Source organism: Streptomyces avidinii (assembly GCF_045161815.1).
GTDB lineage: Bacteria > Actinomycetota > Actinomycetes > Streptomycetales > Streptomycetaceae > Streptomyces > Streptomyces avidinii.
The window spans coordinates 305,127-324,936 of the sequence record NZ_CP108863.1 but is presented as its reverse complement, the minus strand read 5'-3'; the positions used below and the strand labels follow the sequence as shown (position 1 = coordinate 324,936).

Sequence of the window (19,810 nt, the reverse complement as noted above, 5' to 3'; positions counted from 1 at the left end):
CGCTCACCTCATCGTGGATGTGTCCCGTACGCCCGGTCGGCGCACCGTCCCCGACAGACCCTACGCATGCGCACGCCGGTGCTCCGCACGGTTCCGGCCGGGCCGGCTCAGCGCGCGTCGGGAAGGTGCCAGCGGTAGGGAGCGACCAGCTCCTCGATCCGGTCGGGACCCCAGGTTCCCGGAGCGTACGGTTCCACGGGCGCGGGCGATTCCAGCAGCGGGGCCGAGACCTCCCAGAGGCGTTCGATGCCGTCGGACCGCGTGAAGAAGGACTGGTCGCCGAGCATGGCCTCCAGGAGCAGGTGCTCGTAGCCCTCCAGGGAGTTGTCGGCGGTGAAGGAGCCGCGATAACCGAAGACCATCTCGGCCTCGGCCAACTGCATGGACGGGCCGGGCTCCTTGACGAGGAACCGGGCGGTGACGGAGCCGGGATCGGCGAAGTCGATGACGAGTTCGTTGCCCCGGCCGGAGGCCGCCACCCGAGCGTCCAGCGGGAACATGCCGAGGACGGGCTCGCGCAGACCCAGGGTGACGACGTGCCGCCCCTGGGCGAGTGCCTTGCCGGAACGCAGGTGGAAGGGGACCCCCGCCCAGCGCCAGTTGTCGATCTCGACGCGCAGGGCGGCGAAGGTCTCGGTGTCCGAGGCCGGATCGACCCCGGGCTCGGCGCGGTAGCCGGTGTACTGCCCGCGGACGACGTGCGCCGGGTCCAGCCGCCGCATGCTCCGGAAGACCTTCACCTGTTCGTCCCGGAGCGCCTGGGCGTCAAAGGTGACCGGCGGCTCCATCGCGACGAAACCGAGCAGCTGGAACAGATGGGTGACGATCATGTCGCGGAAGGTTCCGGTGCCCTCGAAGAAGTGCGCACGGCCCTGGATGTCGATCTGCTCGGGCACGTCGATCTGCACGTGGCTGATGTGCTCGCGGTTCCAGAGGGGCTCGAACAGACCGTTGGCGAACCGGAGGGCGAGGATGTTGTCCACCGCCTCCTTGCCGAGGAAGTGGTCGATGCGGAACACCCGGGACTCGTCGAAGACGGCGTGGACGGCCGCGTTGAGCGCGCGGGCGGACGCGAGGTCGGTACCGAAGGGCTTCTCGACGATGACCCGGGCCTCCTGGGCGAGCCCCGTGGTCCCGAGGAGCTCCACCATGGAGGTGAACGCGACGGGCGGGACAGCGAGGTGGAAGAGCCGTCGCGGACTGCCTCCGACGGCCCGCTCGGCCTCGCGCACCGCCGTCACCAGGGGCTCCGCGGCATCCGCGTCGGCCGCCCCGAAGGACAGCGCGGACTCGAACTCCTGCCATGCGGGGCCCTCGGGACGCGAGCGGCCGAACTCGGCCACGGCCTCCCGCGCGTGGGCGCGGAACGCGTCGTCGGTGAGGGCCTCGGTCGCCGGGGCGGAGCCCACGATGCGGTAGCGCTGCGGCATCAGCCCCGCCTTGGCGAGATGGAACAGCCCGGGCAGCAGTTTGCGGCGGGCCAGGTCGCCCGTGGCGCCGAAGACGACGATGACGTGGTCCGCCGGGCTCGGCGCGGGGGACGGGGCGGGCTGGGTCATGGGGCCGTACTCCCGTTCCGGGCGGTCGCATCGCCCTCAGGCCCCCACTGTGCAAGCCGGCCCCGGATCCGGCACGCGGGAGTCCACCACCCGGGTCACGCGTGTCGGGCACCGGTGCGCGGACGGCCGCGGCTCGCACCCCGCACCCGTGCGGGCCGCGGGCCGGGACCGGCCGGGGGCTCCGGGATCAGGGCGAGCCGGGGCGGATGGCGCGGGCACGGACGGTCTCGAAGCGGTGGAAGGGGACCTCGACCGCGATCCGCCGCTCGGCCATGTAGCGCATGAGCGACTCCCGGCGGTCCTCGTGCAGGACCGACACACCGTGCCCGATCCGCTCGGCGCGGCCGGTCCGGGCGGCCTCCCCGATAGGGAAGGTGAGGTCCTCCGGCTTGACCGGACCGGGCACCGGCTCACCCGCGTGGAGGGTGATGTGCGCCTTCGGATACTGGGTCTTCAGGTAGTTCAGCATCCGCATGTGCAGGCGGTAGTCCCGCAGGGCGACCGGGTCGTCCTCCGGCTGCACCAGGTTCACGGCGACGAAGCGCGGGTCGCGCTCGGCCAGCCGCATGCCGAGCGCCATCCGGGTGAACACCCGCTCCGGGGTGCCGGCGCGGGCGACCTGGGAGATCCGGCGGTACGGCAGGGAGCACGCCGCGTCGGGCCGCGGGGTGTCGCAGTGCGCGGCGGCGCGGAACTCGGCGTCGGTGTTCTGCCGGGCGGCTGAGCCCGCGACCTCCGCGAGCATCCGGCCGGGGTGTCGCCGGGCCACCTCGCCGAACTTGCCGAAAGTCGCGAAGAAGTGGTCGTGGCCGTTGCCGTCAGCCGGGAAGTCCTGCATCGACCAGGCCCGGACGACCTGCCGGCGGAACGCCGCGTCGGAGACGGCATCGGTGGCGAGCCGGGTGCCCGCCCCGCACGGCGGGGGCACCGCGGTGGTGGTGTCGGTGGTGATGCACAGTCCGTCCCCGGCGGCGAGTTCGATCAGGAACTCGGTGGTGACCGCGCCGGGCAGGTGGTTGTGCAGGTCACCGCCCTTGGGGAGGCCGGCGAAGAAGTCCCCCGGCCGGTCGGGGCCGGAGGCCGGGGTCACGGCGGGTGCGGCGGCCGCGTGCGCGGACGGGGGTGCGAGCAGGACCAGGGCGCAGAGCGCACCGATCAAGTGGGATGGGGTCACGGGCACATGGTGGTGAGGCGGACGGCCCATCCCGGTCTGCCGGGCCGGGGCCGCCCGGTGTCTCACCCGGGAGGCCCCGCCCAGGATCGTCCCTCCCCCCGCGCCGCGCCGCGCCGGACCCCGGGTCGGGCGGGTCGGCCGATCAGGCGCGGCAGCGCAGCATCTCCAGCGGCGGGCTCGCGAGAAGATCCGCCCAGAAGTCCCGGCCGAACTCGCGGATACCGGCGTCGGACACCTGCAGCGGGACCCACTTCAGTTCACTGAACCCGGCCGCCCGCAGAGACTCCTCGTAGACCTCGCGGCGCAGGGCCGTGCCGACGATCGTGATCGGCCGCGGCTCGAGCAGCGCCGTGACCTGCACCCGCGGACCCATCCCGGTCTCCTCGCCGGTCGGCTCGCAGAGGAAGCCGTACTTGTCGAGGGACGCGCAGTCGAACCGGTAGTCCGGCTTCTGGGCGAACACGAAGAACTCCCCACCCGGTACCAGGCTCCGGTGGATGTTGCGGCACATCCGCTCCAACCCCGCGACGTCCTCGGCGTAGTTGAGGCACTGCACGCCCAGCGCGATGTCGAAGCGCTCCTGGAGAGGCCGCAGTTCGGCCACGTCCCCGACCTCGTACCGCACACCCAGCGGGTCGCGCTGTTCGATCTCCCGCGCGGCGGCGATCATCTCGACGGAGATGTCGACACCGAAGACATCCGTGGCGCCGCGTCGCTTGAACTCCCGGCTGTAGAAGCCGGTGCCGCAGGCCAGGTCGAGGACCGACTTTCCGCTCACGTCACCGACCATGCCCAGGAAGCTCGGTACCTCCCCGAACCGCGTCAACGGCAGAGCCTTGAACCCCTCGAACGCCTCACCGATCGCGTCGTACTGTTGCACGCTCACGTGCTTCCCCCTTGTCGATGCGTCCCGTACGTGACCACACGGGCTCCCCGGATCCAGCGGCTCACCGGGGGCGTGGTCGTGGCAGAAAGTCTGCTGCGGACGTGTCGGAGCGCCGTACTGGCAGATGACACAAAGAAGTTGGTGGGGTGATCCTCCAATCACCCAACGTTCCCGTGAGGCCGGATGAGCCGGGGGAGGCCGCGGCCCGGACGATGAGCGATCATGTGACGCCGGGAGGGTCGAAGTCCGCGGATGCCGCGACCGGAAGCCGGAACAACAACCGGAACCACAACCGGAACGCGAACCGGAACCGGATCGCCGACACGCGGCCGAGACAGGAGACCAGGTGACGACGGCATCGATGACGTCGGCTGCGGCCGCGCCGGCCGGGGACCGGTTCGACTGGTTCTGCGAGACGGTCTCCAGCGACCTGATGCCCGTCACGCTCAGCACCCGGCACACGGCCGATTTCCACGCCAGGATCACCGACCTCGACCTGGGCGCGGTCCGGCTGTCGACGTTCGCCTTCTCGCCCGTGCTGTCACGGCGGACCCCGGCGCACATCCGGCGGGGCGATCCCGAACAGTTCCAGCTGGCGCTGGTGACCCGGGGCGCGTTCAGGATTTCCCAGCGGGGCAGCGAGTCGGTGGTCGCCGGCGGCCTGGTCCTGACGGACACGTCACGACCGATGGAGAACGAGGGAGCCTGCGCGGACGGTCGGGTGGAGGCCGTCGTCCTGCAGATCCCGCGCACCGCCCTGCCTTTGCGCCCGGACCGCGTGGACCGCCTCCTCGCACGCGGGATCGGCGTGGACGGCGGGTCGGCGGCGGTCCTCGCCGGGTTCCTGCAGTCGCTCGCCGGCCACGGCCCGGGATGCCGTGACCAGGAACTGCGCGCAATGGGGTCCGTCGCCCTCGACCTGGCCACCACGTGCCTGGCGCAGCAGCTCGGCGATCCCGGGGAAGCGCCGGCCGAGGCCCGCGCCCAGGAGACGCTGCGGCGGATCATCCGCTTCATCGAGAACAACCTCGGCGACCCGGACCTGACTCCCCGAATGATCGCCGACCGGCACGGCATCTCCCTTCGCTGCCTGTACGACCTCTTCCGCGACCAGCCGGTCAGCGTGGCGGCACGGATCCGCCGGAGCAGGCTGGCACGAGCCCGTGCCGAGCTCGCGCGCCCGGACCTGAGCGCCCACCACGTGCAGACGATCGCGTCCCGCTGGGGTTTCCCCACCGCGACCGCCTTCAGCCGGGCTTTCCGTGACGCGTACGGGACGACCCCCACCGACCACCGCGCGAACGCCCTCCACCTGGCCGCGCAGGGCCCGGACAGGCCTCGCACCAGGCCCTGAGGCCGCTGCGAGTGCGAGGAACATCCACATGGGGGAAGCTGGGAATGCCCACCGTGCCGACGGCGGGAAAGACGGGCGAGGAGGGCCTCGTGGACAGATCAGCAGACGGCCGGCTCGTGCGTGCACTGCGGTCCAGGGCGCGGAACATCACCCTGCTGTGTGCAGCGGCGGCTCTCGCCACGGCCACCGTCCCTGCCTCCGCGCAGACCCGGACCGTAGCGGCTCCGGTGACCGAGCCGCTCGTGGTCGTCGACTGCTTCTCGCAGGCCCAGGTAAAGCCCGAGGAGTACTTGCTGGCCTGCGGAGACGGCAACAACCGCCTGGTCGGGCTCGACTGGGACACCTGGGGGCCGAAGGCCGCGACGGCCAAGGGCACCGACATGGTGAACGACTGCAAGCCCTACTGCGCGGCGGGCCGTTTCCGGTCCTACCCGGTGACGGTGACCCTGAGCACCCCGGAGCCCTGGCCGGACCACCCCGGCGTGCAGCGCTTCACGACGATCCGGCTCGTCTACACGGACACCGCGCCGTCTCCGGTCCCGAAGGACGTCACCTACAAGCTGGTGTTCTGACAGGACATCGCCGCGGCCGGCCCGAACATCGACGGGCCGGCCCGCATCCTGCATGACGTCGGAACAGGGCCGTGGCGCGGAGCAGGGTGGTCGGCGTGGACGTGGATGCGGTGATCTTCGAGCTGTACGGGCTGAGGCCGGCGGACTTCACCGCGGCACGCGACGCCCACGCAGCCCGGGCCCGCCGGGAGAAGGACGCCGCCGCCGCGGCCGCGATCGGCGCCCTGCGCAGACCGACCCTGGCCGTATGGGCGGCCAATCTGCTGGCGCGCAGTCATCCGGACCGCGCCGAGGCACTGCTGCGCCTCGGCGCGGAGCTGCGCCGGGCATATCGGGAGCTCGACGGCGCGCAGCTGCGCACGCTGTCGCACGAACAGCACCGGGTGATCGCCGCGCTGGCCGGGGAGACCGAACAACTGGCCGCCGGGGCGGGGGAGCAGCTTCGGGAGACCGCGGTGCGTGAGATCGAAGGGATCTTCCACGGGCTGCTGGCCGATGAGGAAACCGCCCGCCAGTGGGCGGCCGGCTGCCTGAGGAAGGCCCCGACCGCGGCGGTGGGGTTCGAGGGCCTGGAGCCGGCTCCGGGCGCAGCACCCCGCCGCACGGCCGACGTACCGGCCCCGCCGGCCGTCGACGAGAAGAGGGCGGCGGCCGCCCGGGAAGAGGCAGCCGAGGCATCGGCGGCCCTGCAGAAGGCCGAGGAACATCTCACCGAGGCGTCGGTCGCCCGGGACCGGGCCGAAGCCGCCGCGGCCGACCTGCGCGGCGAACTCGCCGCCCTGCAGGAACGGGTCGAGGCCGCTCAGCGGGCGGCCCAGGAGGCGAAGCGCCTCCACCGGCAGGCCGAGCAGGCCCGCGCCAAGGCCGAACGGAGCGCGGAGAAAGCCGCGCGCAGACTGGCGGAACGGGACCGGAGCGAGGGCTGAGGGCCCGGGCCCGGTCGGCACGGCGGCGTCCGGGCAGAACGCCCGCGGCGCGGGCCCCGGTCAGGGGCGGTCCAGGCCCCAGGTCTGGAGTGCGTACGGGCGGCCCTTCTCCTCACCCGTGATCAACGGGACGTCGAGGAGCCGGAATCCGGCACGGGTGGCCACCCCCACGCTGGCCGCGTTCTCGGCCTCCAGCTCCAGGATCACCCGGTCCACGCCCAACTGCTCGAAGGCGTACGCGGCCATCAGCCGCACCGCCCGGGCGGCCAGCCCCCGGCCCCGGTGTGCCGGGCCGAGCGCGTAGCCGAGCTCGGTGCCCTCGGGCGCGCGCTTGAGCATCACCTCGCCGAGCGGGACACCCCCGTCGACGGTGATGGCGAGCAGGAGGGCCGTGCCCTCGGTGCGCAGCCGCCGGGCCCGGTCCAGGCGGGTGCGGGCCGCCTCGTCGTCGAAGGGCGAGACGATCGGCGTCCAGTAGGCGATGTCGGGGTGGTCGAACAGCTCGGGCATCGTGGCCAGGTCCGTCTCCGTCCAGTCGCGCAGGAGCAGGCCCTCGCCCGTCAGCTCGATCCGGTCGGGAAAGGACGGCGCGGCGCTGCTCATGCTGGGGGACCTCCGGGACGGGTGCGGGACCAGGCAGGATATCCGGGGTCCGGCCATCGGTTCACCGGATTATCCGCCGACAGTAAAACCGCAGGTCATAGCCCGATCGGACGATGAGGCAAGGCAGTGGCGGGACCGACCGCCGGTGCGCGGTCGCGCGTACGGGCGGACCGGAGATCGCAGAGAATCCGTGCCGGAATCCGTGATCGTGCCATGCTCGAAGGGTGCAGACGGATTCGGCGGCCTCCAGTGATGAGGGTGCGTCGCCCGAGGTGCTCGCCCTGGCCAAGGTCGTGGCCAGGCTCCGGGCCGAGGTGGCGGACCTGGAAGGCCTTGGCTCCATCACCGCCGTACTGGAACGGGCCAAGGGCGTCCTGATGGCCCGGGAGGGCCTGTCGGCCGACGCGGCGTACGAGGCGCTGGTCGAACGCGCAGGGCACCGGGGCGGGACGCTGATGGAGGAATGCTGGATCACCCTCGGCGGGATCCGATCGAAGCTCTCGGGACCATCGAGGCCGTCACGTCCCACCGCAGTCGTTCCGAAGACCCCCGCACCCGTCACGACCGCACCCGTCACGACCGGCCGCGGTCCGGCCCCGGACGGAGGCCGGTCGGTCTTCGACTCGGACCGCTACCTCACCGTCGGTCACGGCGACAAGGACTCGCGCGCGCTCCTCGCCGGCCTGGCCGTCTCACTGGCCGATGCCCGGACCACCGGCGACGCGGCGGAGGTCCTGCACGAGGCGCTGCGCCGCCCGGTCGGGGTGGACGGCGTGATGATCTACAGCCTGGGCGGGGCCGGGCGGCTGACGCTCATCGGTCACTCGGGGATCGACGCGGTACTGGCCGCGCAGTGGCAGGACATCCCCCCGCTGGTCGGTGTCGCCGCCCTGGAGGCGATCACCTCCGGCGAGCCGCGATGGCTGGAGGATCCGGCCCAGGACACCGCGAAGTACCTGCTCATCGGGCCGCCGGAGCGGTGGCCCACCCGCGCGTGGATCCCCGTACCGGGCGAGGAGGGGGTCACCAGCGCCATCGGATTCCTCCGCAGGCTCCGTACCCCGTTCGGCGCCGGTGAGCGGGCCCTGCTCCAGCAGGCCGTGCGGCTGTGCGGTGGCTCCCTGCGTGCCTTCGAGCGCCGCACCACCTCGCCCGCGGACCCGGAGGTGGCCGCGGTCCAGAAGATCTTCGACACCGTCTCCGGGGCGGCCATCCTCCTCACCCCCGTGCGTTCGCCGCACGGCGAGGTGGAGGACTACCGCATCGAGGCGGCCGCGCCGGACTCGGTGGACGTGGCGGGCCGGCGCGGCAAGGAGCTGGTGGGCCGACGGGTCCTGGAGACCTATCCGACCGTGGCGGGCACCCCGTTGTGGCAGGGCTACCTCGACGCCCTGGAGACCGGAACCACCTATGACGGCGAGCCGTTCTCGTACCGCGAAGTGATAGCCGGGGTTCCCGAGACCTCCGTGTTCTCGGTTCGGGCCACCCGTCTGGGCGGCCGGCTGATCGTCTCGTGGGTACGCCACGACACCGCCGCCCGCGAGATCCGTCGGTTGACCACCATGCAGCGGCTGGGCAACCTCGGCTGGGCCGACTGGAATCTGGCCACGGACACCGTCGACTGGTCCGACCAGGTGTACGCGATCTTCGACCGCGCGCCGGACCTGGGGCCCATGCGATTGGAGGAACTCCCGCAGTATCTCGTTCCGGAGGACCTGCCGAAACTCGCCGACGCGGTCCAGCGGCTGCTGGGCGAAGGGGCCCCGATCGACCGGACGTTCCGCATCGGCACGGCGGCCGGGGTCCGTCACCTGCGCATCGTGGCCGAAGCGGAGACGGACGCCTACGGCGCCCCGGTTGAGGTGCACGGATTCTTCCAGGACCTCACCCCCCAGCGGGACACCGAGCTCGCCCTGCAGGAGAGCGAGCGGGCCGTACTGGTCCAGCGCGGCGTGCTCCAGGCCGAACGGGCCATCGCCGCACGCCTCCAGCACGCGCTGCTGCCGATCCCCGAGCAGTCGATCGAGCTGGTGGGCCTCTGCGTCGACATCGCCTACGTGCCTTCGGACACCGGAGTGAACGTCGGCGGCGACTGGTACAGCGCCATCGAACTCCCGGACAAGAGCGCCCTCTTCGTCGTCGGTGACGTCGCGGGCCATGGCCTCGACGCCGTCGGGGCCATGGCCCAGCTGCGCTTCACCGCCAAAGGCATGATCATCACCGGCTCGGCGCTCCCCGATGCCATGGGACGGCTCAACACCCTCCTCCTGCACACGGCCGACCAGGCCGCCACCACGGCCACCATGATCATGGCGCGGTACCGTCCGGCGGAGCGGCGCCTCGCCTGGGTGCGGGCCGGCCATCTGCCGCCCCTGCTGATCCGTGACGGCGAGGCGCGCTTCCTGCCCCTGCCGGAGGGAAACCTCCTCGGGGCGTCCTTCGACTCCGTGTACGTGGAGGAGACGCTCCAGCTGGAGCCCGGCGACCACCTTCTCCTCTACACCGACGGCCTCATCGAGGTACCGGGGGAGACCGTGGACCGCGGACTCGTGCGGCTCGCCGAGGCCGCCGCCAGGGCCATGGGCGGGGGGTTCGACGAACCGCTGGCGCAGCTCCTGGCCTCGCTGCACCCCGCCGGACGCGACGACGTGTGCGTCCTGGACATCAATCTGCCGTCGGACGCCGAATGACGTCGGAACGCCTCGAGCCCCGGGGGGAAAGGCCTCGAGTCCCCGGGGCCACCGCGGTTCAGGAGCCCTTTCCGCGGCCGCTCATCGCGTCGCGGAGGCGGTCGACGAGCCCGACCCCGGGCGCGAGGAGCTTGTTGACCGGGGGCTTGTCCGGTGCGGACGGATGCGGACGGGTGGGCGCGGTCTTCTTGGCCGAGCGCACCTTGTCCCCGAGTTCGGCCAGCGTGTCCGGCGAGCACGCGCCGCGCAGCCGGGGGAAGAGGCTTCCCTCCTCGTCGGCCACGTGCGCCCGGATCTCGGTCATGAGCTTGTCGACCAGACCGTCGAACCGGGGGTCGTCGGCCCTGCACCCCTCCAGGTCCTTCATGATCCGCTCGGCCGCCGCATGGTCCTCCAGCTCCTTGTCCGCGATGGCGTCCCCGTCCGGCAGATGCTCGCGTACGGCCGGGTACAGGTATTCCTCCTCTGCCACGGAGTGCCGCACCAGTTCGATGGTCAGCTTGTCCGCGTAGTGCTTCCTGCGGGGATCCCCGGAGGGCAACCCCTGGATGTCCTTGAAGAAGTCCTCCACCTCCTGGTGGTCGACGGTCAGCTCTGCGATGACGTCACCGCCGTGTCCCATGGTGTCCTCCTCGGTCAGGGTTCGTACGTGGTGTGGGCTGATATCGGTGTGTGTCACCCGGCGACGGCCATGGACACGTGGATGCGTTTTCCACCGGTGGACGTCGGCATGACGTCGACGTCACGTGCGATGTGGCGGACGAGGATCCAGCCCCAGCCGCCGCTCCCGTTGAGGTGCGGCAGCCGGGTCACGGGCGGGACCGAGCTGGTGTCGGTCACATCGATGTCGAGCAGACCCTCGTGCAGGGCGAGATCGAGGCTGCACGGGCCGTCGGTGTGCCGGACGGCGTTCGTGACGAGCTCGGTCACGATCAGGGCGGCGGCGTCCACGGCGGCCGGGTGCACCGGGTGCTCCCGGTCGCCGATGCCGTGCAGGAACCGGTAGGTCTCGTCACGGGCCCGGCCGGCGGCGCGCACGTCGGGCGGCAGGTCGAGATGCCGCTGCGGTTGTCGGTCAGAGGGAGTCATCGCGGGCTCCGGGGAATGGTGTGCGGCGTTCTCTCTTTCTGTGCGGGGGTGCCTGCACGGCACCGGCGGGTCGTCTCAGGTGTTGAGCAGCCGGGTGAAGAAGGAGCGGTACTGCTGGAGTGCCAGCCTCAACTCCTCCGTGGCGACCTGTTCGCCCTGGTCCCACTGGCCCTCCAGCCCCTGCTTGCGCGAGGAGAAGGTCTGGGCGAGCGCCTGCATCACCTCGGCGACCAGGGCGTCCGCCGACTTGACCGCTTCCTGCGGGTCATCCACGAACCGGCCCTGGATCGCGCTCCAGGACCTGCGGTAGCCCTCGGCCTCCTCGGTGCCGAGCAGCGGTTCGTCCGCCGCCGGCGTCCGCTCGTCCTCGTGGCCGACGGCTGCCTCCTCCTCGGCCGATCCGTCGCCCCGCGTGTCCGCCGTGGCCTCACCCGGGTACGTGGGCACCTGCCGTCCCTCGTCCGCCCGGGCGTCCGGCGCGGCAGCCGCCGCTCCGGCAGTCGTCCCGGGGTTCGCAATGTCCTCCGTCGTCAGCTCGACGCCGGCAGCCCGATCGTCCCTGTCCGCTTGGTTCCGCATGTTCACCGGCTCCTCTGGTCACTGAGCAACTCCTCGAAGAGCGCGCGGTAGTGAACCATCGCTCCGCGGAGTTCCTCCGTCGTCGTCTGTCCCGCACCGCTGCGCACCTTGACGTCGTGCGCGGCGCGGTAGTGCTCCAAGGTCCGTCCGTGCTCCACCGAGAGATCGCGCACCTGCCGGCTGAACCCCTCCGTGGGGTAGCCGCGCTCGCGCATCAGTCGCGTCACCAGGTCGTCGGCCTCACCGACGGAGCCCTCGGGCCGGTCCACGAATCGCTCCTGGACGCCGCTCCACTCCTGCGTGTACTGGAGGCGCCGCTCCGACGGCAGCTCCTTCAGCTCGAATTCGGCGTGACGCTCCTCGCGGGCACGGAGCTCGCGCTCCCCGGCCACCCGGCCGCCCTCGGCCTCGACGGTGCGTTCGTACTCGGGCCCGAACCTCTGCTGCAGGTGGCGTCGGCGGGACATCATCCACAGCCCGACGCCGAGCGCGATGACCACGATCGCCGCGATGACGATCACGGTGATGAGCATGCTGTTCGACATGGCTCGCCTCCATCCGGGCCTCATCGGCCTCTGCCACGCGGCTGCCCCCCGCGCCCCCTGCCAAACGCGGGACCGGCACCCCGGCGTGGGGATCGCCGCCCCCGCCTCCCGCGTCGCACGGCCCGAACAGGACGCCCTGGACGGCCCGTTCACCCGTCGCCGTCCCCGACGCGGCAGGGGTGACGCAGCCCCCTACCGGGATCGAACCGTCCGCCCCGGTTTGAAGGCCCGCAGGCTGGTCAGATGCCTGAGGGGGTGTCCTGCCGACCGCGGCGCACCCTCCGGAGCCATCCCATTGCCCCACGTGAGTACCACGGGTCGAGGGCGGGCGTACGGCCTGCCCCCCCCCGTGTCGGCAGCCGTGACGTTGACGACGTCCGAGCGATCGGAACAGCGCCATGAAATCCCGCCCCGCCGGATCACCATCCCGTGCCCCCTCTCCTCCCCATGCGCAGCGCCTCCTCGCGATCTACCTCAACGACCATCTCGCGGGGGCCGGTAGCGGTGTCTCGCTCATCCGACGCATGGCCCGGGCACACCGCGGTACGCCGGCCGGGCCGCCCCTGGCCGAGCTCGCCGAGCAGATCGCGGAGGACCGGGAGAGCCTGCGCGAGATCATGACCGCCTTCGATGTCCCCGCCCAGTGGCACCGGGTCGTCCTGGGGCGCCTGGCCGAGAAGGCGGGAAGGGTGAAACTCAACGGCCACCTGGTGAGCCGCTCGCCCCTCAGCGACGTCCTCGAACTGGAAGCCATGCGGATCGGCGTGGAGGGCAAGGCGTCGCTGTGGCAGTCGCTCGGCATCCTCGCCGAGACCGCCGACCACCTCGACCGGGCCGCCGTCGACCGCCTCCTGACCCGCGCGCGGCATCAGGCAGCGGTACTGGAGGAACTGCACGGTGCCGCGGCCCGACGATCCATCACCCCCGCGTCCGCGACCTCTCCCGGCCGCCGCGACCGCGGCCTGTCCCGAAGGACGAGGTGGGCCTGATGAGAGTCGTCGTCACCGGCGCCACCGGCAACGCAGGCACCAGCGTGGTGAGAGCCCTGGCTGCCGACCGTACGATCACCGACGTGCTCGGCATCGCCCGCCGCCGCCCCGACCTCCGCATCCCCGGTGTGCGCTGGGCCGAAGCGGACATCGACCCGGGACGCGCCGATCTGGCCGAGGTCTTCGCGGGCGCGGGCGCGGACGCGGTCGTCCACCTCGCCTGGAGGTTCCGGCCGACCCACGACCCGGTCGCCACCTGGCGGACGAACGTCCTGGGAAGCATCGGGGTCTTCGAGGCATGCGCCCGGGCCCGGGTGCACACCCTGGTCCACGCCTCGTCGATCGGCGCGTACTCACCGGGCCCCGACGACGGACGCCCCGTCGACGAGTCCTGGCCCACCCACGGCTGGCCGGGCGCCGCCTACACACGCGAGAAGGCCTACCTGGAGCGCTACCTCGACGGCTTCCAGCTCACCCATCCCCAGATGCGGGTGGTCCGGCTGCGGCCGGCGTTCCTCTTCAAGGAGGGCGCGGCCAGCGAGCAGCGCCGGATCTTCGCCGGGCCGCTCCTGCCCTGGCGCCTGATCCGGCCGGGACTTCTGCCCGCCCTGCCCGCGGTGTCCGGCCTGCGCTTCCAGGCCCTGCACACCGACGACGCGGCCGAGGCCTACCGGGCAGCGGTCGTACGACCCGTGCGCGGCCCCTTCAACCTGGTGGCCGACCCGGTACTGGACATGGCCACCGTGGCGGGCCTCCTGCGCTCCCGTACGGTGCCGCTCCCGGCGGGCGCGGCCCGGGCCGTGCTGGCCGCGGCCTGGCGCATGCACCTCGTACCGGCCACCCCCGGACTGCTGGACGCCGTGCTGCGGCTCCCGCTGCTCGACGCCGGCCGGGCCCGCGACGAGCTGGGGTGGACACCGTCGGTCACCGCCACCGAGGCCGTCGCGGCCTTCATCGAAGGCCTGCACCTGGGAGCCGGCCTGGACACCCCGCCCCTGGCCCCCGCACGCGCGGCCCGCGCATGAGGTCCGGTCGGCGGGGCAGGCGGTGTGCGAACCGGCCGGGCCGAGGATCCGGCGCGGCGACGACCGATGCGAGGAGTGGTTGATCATGCACGACGACATGTGGGCCTACCGGTCCGGAATCGTCCACCCGACCGGGGACGACCTCACCGGATTCACCGTGGAAGCGGCCGACGGGCGGATCGGCAAGGTCGACAAGCATTCGGCGGAGGTCACGGACGCGTACCTGGTCGTCGACACGGGCGTCTGGATCTTCGGCAAGGAGTTGCTGATCCCGGCCGGCACGGTCACCCGCATCGACCGGGAGACGCAGACCGTGCACGTGGACCGCACGAAGGAGCAGATCAAGGCGGCCCCGGAATTCCACCGGGACAACCATCTGGCCGACCCGGACTACCGCGTCGAGATCTCCAAGTACTACGGGGCCATCGGCCGGCTCGGCGGCCCCTTCGTGTAGCCGCCCCGGGACCTCCCCCGCGGCGCGGAGGTTTCACCCGGCCCGATCTGGCCGCTGCATATGGTGAGCATCGGATGACCGAGCAGGCGGGCCCGAAGGAGCTGGTGTCCCACGTCGTCGGGGCGGAGCGCGCCGGGTTCGACTTCTCCGTCGTCTCGGACCATGCCTTCCCCTGGCTGGACTCCCAGGGGACACGCTCCGTACGCGTGGAGCGTCCCGGTGCGGCCGCCCAGGCCACCTCCCGGATCCCGCTCATGACGTACGTGACCTGCCCGACCTTCCGCTACCACCCGGCCGTGGTCGCGCAGAAGGCGGCGACCATGCAGCTCCTCTCGGAGGGCAGGTTCCGTCTCGGGCTGGGCTCCGGCGAGAACCTGAACGAGCACATCGTCGGCGCCGGTCGGCCCGCCGCACACGTGCGGCTGGAGATGCTGGAGGAAGCCGTCGACATCATCCGGAGGCTGTTCGCGGGCGGGTACGTGAGCCACCACGGCGCGCACTTCGACGTCGAGAACGCCCGGTTGTGGGACCTGCCGGACGAGCCGCCCGCGATCGGCATCGCGGTGTCGGGGCCCCGGTCGTGCGGGCTCGCGGGCCGGCACGGCGACCTTGTGATCGCCACGGAACCGAAGGCGGAACTGCTGCGGACGTTCGACGCGCACGGGGGAGCGGGGAAACCCCGCGTCGGCCAGCTGCCCGTCTGCTACGACCCCGACCGCGGCGCCGCCGCGGCCCGCGCGCACGACCGGTTCCGCTCGGCTCTCGGCGGCTGGAGGGTCAACGCCGAACTCCCCGGCCCGGCCGGCTTCAACCGGGCCGCGCAGCGCACCCGGCCCGAGGACGTGGCCGAAGCCGTGCCCTGCGGCGACGACGTGGACGCCTTCGTCCTGGACTGGGCCGCTTCGGATCTGCTGCCCGCCCTGCGGACGCTCTGAAGCGGGCTTCGGCCGCCCATCGGTCACCGTGGGTCCGAGCCGCCCGAGCCGCCCCGTGTCAGGGAGAGCCCGCGGTGACGTGAGTGGTGGGGGTGTTCCAGCCCGATACCCGGATCCGGGGCACGCCGCCCCGCAGATCGGTGGTGCGGTACGCCGCCGTCAGAACGACGCTCTCGCCGGGCCAGAGGCTGATCTGGTTGTCGTCCCACCGGACCGGCAGCACCGGGGTGTCCCGGCCGTCGACCAGATGGACATCGGTCAGGAGCGCGGGCGTATTGCCCCTGCTCGTGTTGCGGAGGGTGACCGTGGTGGTGGAGAGCGAGCCCGCGCGGTGCGTGGTGCGTGCGGTCGCCGTCACGGTGGCCGCCGCGAGGGAGTTCAGGCCGCTGAGGTCGCCGCGGGCGGTGACGGGGGTGTGGTACCAGTCGCCGGCGTTGTAGTCGAGGACATCGGGCCGGGTGGAGAGCCAGTGGACATTACGGTTGACCTCGCGGCCGGAGCGGTCGGTGAGCGTCAGCCGGACCAGGTACGTGGCGCCCGGAACGTCCACGACGGCGGGAACGGTCAGCGCGGTGCTCCTCGCGCCGTCCGCCCCGACCCGCAGCCCGCGTACGGTGCGGTCGTAGCGGGTGGTCCCGTCGGTGTCGAACAGGGTGACCCGGGCGGTGAGCCCGGACACGGCGGCGGGCCGGCGATTGACGACGGCCACCGTGCGGTCGTCGTAGGAGTACTGGATGTGCAGGGGCTCGTTGGCCTTCCTGGCGCCGTAGTAGGCACCGCCCAGGTCGAGGTAGCGGTCCACGAGCTGCCAGTGCAGCGAGGTCCAGCCGCTGTTGAACATCCAGTAGACGACCCCGGTCGACGGCGCGGTGGCGTCCGTCGCGTTGCGGGCGTAGGCCTCGAACTGGGCCCGGACGCTCTCGTACTGGCTGAGCTGCGCCTTGGCGACGTAGTCCCGCAGATCGCGCGGTGCGCCGTAGCGGCGGGTGAGGGCCTCGTCGAACAGCTTCAGCGTGTTGAAGGTGCGGGAGGGGGAGCGGTGGTACTGCGGGGCGCCGGGCGACTTCCACAGGGTTTCGAGCTCGGCCGGCGAGAGCGTACGGCGCAGGGTGTCGAGGGTGGGAACGGAGGGGCCGGCGCTCGTCTCGGAGTTGAAGCCGGTGGCGCCGCCCTCACGCTTGTCGTACCAGTACGACGGCGGGACCCAGTCGTAGGGGCCGGTCATCCGCAGGCCCGACGGGCCGCTCAGGGGCGTGGTGACGGCGGAGGCGGCCGGGATCACCGGGGTGGGCCAGTCGGCGGCGCGCAGGGCGTCGAGGTAGTCCCGTTCGGTCTGCGCGTCGGGTGCGTAGTCGCTGCCGATGAGGAAGGACAGCACGCTGGGGTGGCCGCGCAGCCGGGCGGCCTCGGCGGCCATGGAGGCCCGGGAGGTGAGACGGTCGGCGGCGCTCCACTTCTCGCCCGTGCCGGTGGGGTTGACCTGCCCCTCCCACTTGTTGCAGCACTCCCAGCCCGGCAGGATCAGCATCCCGTGCCGGTCGGCGAGGTCGAAGAACTCGTCCGGCTCGATGTGGCCCTCCAGACGGAAGGCGTTCAGGCCGGCGTCGAGCGCGGCCCTGATCCGGTCCTCCGCGGCGGTGGTGTCCCAGCGCAGCAGCTCGTCGGCCGACCAGCCGGCGCCCCGGATCAGGAGGGGGCGGCCGTTGATCGTGTACTGGCGGGCGCCCGCGGAGTTGAGGGGAGCCTGTACGTCGCGGATCCCGAACCGGTGGCGGACGGCGTCCGAGCGGCTGCCTGCGACACTCGCCGTCAGCTCGAGCCCGTACAGGTTCTGTGGTCCCATGCCGGCCGGCCACCACAGAGCGGGGCGGGCCAGGCGCAGTTGCCGGTGGCGGTCCGGGGAGAAGGTCAGGGACCGGGTCTCGCGGGCGCGCAGGGTGACCTCCTGGCGCAGCACGGACCCCGCGCCCCCGACGGCGGCGGTGACGGTGGTGGTGACGGTCCGACGCGAGTCGTTGCGGACCTGCACCTTCACGGTCAGGTCGGCAGCCGGTGAGGCCGGGGCCGGGGCCGCGGCGGAGGCGGCGCGTGGCGACGGCATGTGCAGGTGCGTCACCACGTGTGCGTCATGGAGCGAAACCGGCCCCCTGCGCCGCACCACGACGTCACGGACGAGGCCCATGTTGGCGTCGGGCGGCGGCTGCAGCCAGTCCAGCCAGCCCAGGGTGAGGTGCTTGCGCGGATCGTTGGGGTGGATCCGGAAGGCGACCGTATTCGTGCCGGCCCGTACGAGCGCGCTGATGTCGAGCTCGTGGCGCGTGTACATCCCGGCCACCTCCGCCGCGGAGGCCACCTGGCGGCCGTTGACGTACACGTCCGCCGCGGACACCACCCCGCTGAAGTCCAGCGAGGTGCGCTCCGAGGCGCGCTCCGAGGCATCCGGAAGCGCGAAGTCGCTGCGGAACCACCAGGGCACGGCGAAGTCACCGCGGGGGATGCGCTGTTGGTCGGTGGAGTAGAACGGATCCGGGTGCGTGCCGTCCGCCACCAGCGCGGCGAGCACGGTGGAGCGCGGCCCGGCACGGTGCCATCCGGCCGTCGGGTAGCCGGGAGTGGAGACGGCGGCCGCGGTGTCGGGGACCTCGGCCGCGGACCGGATCGCGTACCCGGCGAGTGCGGCGGAGCCGCCCGGCGCGACCCTCGTCACCGTCGTCACGGCGGGCCGGGCATCCGGACCGGCCGGGAGGCGCGGTGTCGCGGCCGAGGGCACGGCGGCCAGGGCGAGCAGCAGCCCCAGCAGAGCCGGCGCCACGGAGGCCACCCGGCGACGCCGGGTGCGAGCGGGGCGGGGGAGATGGGACACGGTGGTCTCCGGGGGAGCTGGTCGGGCATCCGCGTGACGTGAAGATCGAGTAACGGACCGTAACCCACCCGACCCGCGCCTCGCCCGGGAGACGCCGGACGGCCCGCCGAAGTCATCTCTTGGAGGGAGCGCGCCTGTTCGGCCCCGGCATACCAGTGATCATGCGCTCAACCGACGATCACTCACGGGGTGGGAGTCGCGTCCGGCCTGTTGTGTGCATGCGGCCAATTCAGGGAACCATGATCACGACATTGGTGACAGTGGGTAGTCGTCTGTTACGTTGCGTGCGCATCCAGTCGGAATGCGAACTCCCGTTCGTCTCGTCACCCCCGGAAGAAGCAGCGCTGCCAGTCCGACCGCCCCAGTGCACCCACCCCGGTGGGCGCCACGTCACCGGCAGGTTCCGAGCGCTAGGCAGTCTCTTCCGGATCCTGCCGGGCCCGTGGTGCCCGGCACCGCACCTCGCGGACGTCGTCGACCCGGCTGCACGGCAGGTCACACCATCACCGGCCGGGTCACGGCGCCTGCTGCGTCCGGAACGTACGCCGGTAGGCGTGCGGGCTCGTGCCGGTGAGGCGTTTGAAGCGTTCGCGGAACGCGGTGGGGGAGCCGAAGCCGACCTGTGTGGCGATCCGTTCGACGGGGTGAGCGGTGGTCTCCAGCAGGTGTTGGGCGTGGCGGATCCGGGCCCGGTGCAGCCACTGCAGGGGTGACGTGCCGGTCTGTTCGCGAAAGCGGCGGTTCAGGGTCCGCACGCTCATGCCGCTCCGCACGGCGAGTTCGTCGAGGGTGAGCTCGCGCCGGGCGTTGTCCTCCATCCACCGCATGAGCGGCTCCAGCACCGATCCACGGGGCGCCGGCGGCTGGTCGTGGACGATGAACTGGGCCTGTCCGCCCTCGCGTTCCAGCGGCATGACCGACAGCCGGGCGGCGTCCGCCGCCACCGCGGAGCCGAGGTCGCGCCGGATCATGTGCAGGCACAGGTCGAGCCCGGCGGCGGCCCCGGCCGAGGTGAGCAGCTGCCCGTTGTCCACGTACAGCACCCCGGGGTCCACCTCGACGGCCGGATGGACCGCGGCCAGCAGATCGGCGGCCGACCAGTGCGTGGTGGCGCGCAGGCCGTCCAGGAGGCCCGTGGCGGCCAGCACGAAGGCGCCCACGCAGACGGAGGCGATCCGGGTTCCCCGCCCGGCCGCCTCCCGCAGTGCGTCGAGCACCTCCTCGGGTACCGGCGCCGTCGGATCGGCCGTGCCCGGCACGATGATCGTGTCCGCCTCGGCCAGCGCCGCCAGCGGCCACGGCGCGCGCAGGGTGAACGCCCCGGCGTCGACCTCGGCGGAGGCCGCGCAGACCCGGACCCGGTAGGCCGCGCGGCCGCCGGGCAGCCGGGTGCGCTGGAACACCTCGATGGGGGTCGACAGGTCGAACGGGATCACTCCGTCCAGGGCGATCACGGCCACGGTATGCATGGCCCAACCATAGCCATGCACGGCTCGCACCATCCGCATGTCTGCGCTCCGCACTCGCTGTTCCAGCAGGTCAGGAGCCTCATGATGGCCAGGATCCC

18 protein-coding genes are annotated in these 19,810 nt (G+C 72.3%); 8 read left to right on the top strand and 10 right to left on the bottom strand.

The annotated features are described in order from the left end of the window. Positions 1–107: 107 nt before the first annotated feature. From zwf to OG373_RS01560, 3 genes are all read right to left on the bottom strand, one after another. A complete protein-coding gene (gene zwf, locus OG373_RS01570) occupies positions 108–1,559 on the bottom strand; it encodes a glucose-6-phosphate dehydrogenase (RefSeq protein WP_405435300.1) in 1,452 nt (483 codons plus the stop codon). Between the two features lie 187 nt (positions 1,560–1,746). Then, the gene (locus OG373_RS01565; protein WP_405435299.1) at positions 1,747–2,733 is read right to left on the bottom strand and encodes a hypothetical protein; all 987 of its coding nucleotides are present in this window, start codon (positions 2,731–2,733) and stop codon (positions 1,747–1,749) included. Positions 2,734–2,875: 142 nt separating this feature from the next. After that, positions 2,876–3,619 carry a class I SAM-dependent methyltransferase gene (locus OG373_RS01560; protein WP_405435298.1) on the bottom strand — a complete coding sequence of 248 codons (744 nt, stop codon included), beginning with the start codon at positions 3,617–3,619 and terminating at the stop codon, positions 2,876–2,878. A 361-nt stretch (positions 3,620–3,980) separates the two neighbouring features. Between OG373_RS01560 and OG373_RS01555 the strand changes: the two genes are divergently transcribed. From OG373_RS01555 to OG373_RS01545, 3 genes are all read left to right on the top strand, one after another. After that, a complete protein-coding gene (locus OG373_RS01555; RefSeq protein ID WP_405443898.1) occupies positions 3,981–4,973 on the top strand; it encodes a helix-turn-helix domain-containing protein in 993 nt (330 codons plus the stop codon). An 89-nt stretch (positions 4,974–5,062) separates the two neighbouring features. Continuing rightward, the gene (locus OG373_RS01550) at positions 5,063–5,545 is read left to right on the top strand and encodes a hypothetical protein (RefSeq protein WP_405435297.1); all 483 of its coding nucleotides are present in this window, start codon (positions 5,063–5,065) and stop codon (positions 5,543–5,545) included. Between the two features lie 95 nt (positions 5,546–5,640). After that, positions 5,641–6,471, top strand: coding sequence for a hypothetical protein (locus tag OG373_RS01545; RefSeq protein ID WP_405435296.1), 831 nt, complete (start codon positions 5,641–5,643; stop codon positions 6,469–6,471). 60 nt (positions 6,472–6,531) lie between these two features. On the opposite strand, the gene OG373_RS01540 is transcribed toward OG373_RS01545, so the two are convergent. Then, positions 6,532–7,074 carry a GNAT family N-acetyltransferase gene (locus OG373_RS01540; RefSeq protein ID WP_405435295.1) on the bottom strand — a complete coding sequence of 181 codons (543 nt, stop codon included), beginning with the start codon at positions 7,072–7,074 and terminating at the stop codon, positions 6,532–6,534. A 224-nt stretch (positions 7,075–7,298) separates the two neighbouring features. Here OG373_RS01540 and OG373_RS01535 point away from each other — a divergent pair, with 224 nt between their 5' ends. Next, positions 7,299–9,764, top strand: coding sequence for a SpoIIE family protein phosphatase (locus tag OG373_RS01535; protein ID WP_405435294.1), 2,466 nt, complete (start codon positions 7,299–7,301; stop codon positions 9,762–9,764). 58 nt (positions 9,765–9,822) lie between these two features. On the opposite strand, the gene OG373_RS01530 is transcribed toward OG373_RS01535, so the two are convergent. The 4 genes from OG373_RS01530 to OG373_RS01515 form a co-directional block, all read right to left on the bottom strand. Continuing rightward, the gene (locus OG373_RS01530; protein WP_405435293.1) at positions 9,823–10,386 is read right to left on the bottom strand and encodes a hemerythrin domain-containing protein; all 564 of its coding nucleotides are present in this window, start codon (positions 10,384–10,386) and stop codon (positions 9,823–9,825) included. Between the two features lie 53 nt (positions 10,387–10,439). Continuing rightward, on the bottom strand, positions 10,440–10,853 hold the full coding sequence (locus tag OG373_RS01525; protein WP_397730296.1) for an ATP-binding protein: 414 nt from the start codon (positions 10,851–10,853) through the stop codon (positions 10,440–10,442). A gap of 75 nt (positions 10,854–10,928) precedes the next feature. Further along, a complete protein-coding gene (locus OG373_RS01520) occupies positions 10,929–11,432 on the bottom strand; it encodes a hypothetical protein (RefSeq protein ID WP_405435292.1) in 504 nt (167 codons plus the stop codon). 2 nt (positions 11,433–11,434) lie between these two features. Next, complete coding sequence (locus OG373_RS01515; RefSeq protein ID WP_405435291.1) at positions 11,435–11,977, bottom strand: hypothetical protein; 543 nt, start codon at positions 11,975–11,977, stop codon at positions 11,435–11,437. A 524-nt stretch (positions 11,978–12,501) separates the two neighbouring features. Here OG373_RS01515 and OG373_RS01510 point away from each other — a divergent pair. From OG373_RS01510 to OG373_RS01495, 4 genes are all read left to right on the top strand, one after another. Further along, positions 12,502–12,966: a hypothetical protein gene (locus OG373_RS01510; RefSeq protein WP_405435290.1), complete on the top strand. Its 465-nt coding sequence runs from the start codon at positions 12,502–12,504 to the stop codon at positions 12,964–12,966. After that, complete coding sequence (locus tag OG373_RS01505; protein WP_405435289.1) at positions 12,966–13,991, top strand: NAD-dependent epimerase/dehydratase family protein; 1,026 nt, start codon at positions 12,966–12,968, stop codon at positions 13,989–13,991. Before OG373_RS01510 ends, OG373_RS01505 begins: the two co-directional genes overlap by 1 nt. Before the next feature lie 85 nt (positions 13,992–14,076). Next, positions 14,077–14,445: a PRC-barrel domain containing protein gene (locus tag OG373_RS01500; RefSeq protein WP_405435288.1), complete on the top strand. Its 369-nt coding sequence runs from the start codon at positions 14,077–14,079 to the stop codon at positions 14,443–14,445. A gap of 74 nt (positions 14,446–14,519) precedes the next feature. Continuing rightward, positions 14,520–15,380, top strand: a complete 861-nt coding sequence (locus tag OG373_RS01495; protein WP_405435287.1) for a TIGR03557 family F420-dependent LLM class oxidoreductase — start codon at positions 14,520–14,522, stop codon at positions 15,378–15,380. Positions 15,381–15,438: 58 nt separating this feature from the next. On the opposite strand, the gene OG373_RS01490 is transcribed toward OG373_RS01495, so the two are convergent. Both OG373_RS01490 and OG373_RS01485 read right to left on the bottom strand, forming a co-directional pair. Next, complete coding sequence (locus OG373_RS01490; protein WP_405443897.1) at positions 15,439–18,201, bottom strand: glycosyl hydrolase 2 galactose-binding domain-containing protein; 2,763 nt, start codon at positions 18,199–18,201, stop codon at positions 15,439–15,441. Between the two features lie 557 nt (positions 18,202–18,758). Beyond that, positions 18,759–19,712 carry a GlxA family transcriptional regulator gene (locus OG373_RS01485; protein WP_405435286.1) on the bottom strand — a complete coding sequence of 318 codons (954 nt, stop codon included), beginning with the start codon at positions 19,710–19,712 and terminating at the stop codon, positions 18,759–18,761. Positions 19,713–19,810 lie beyond the last annotated feature (98 nt).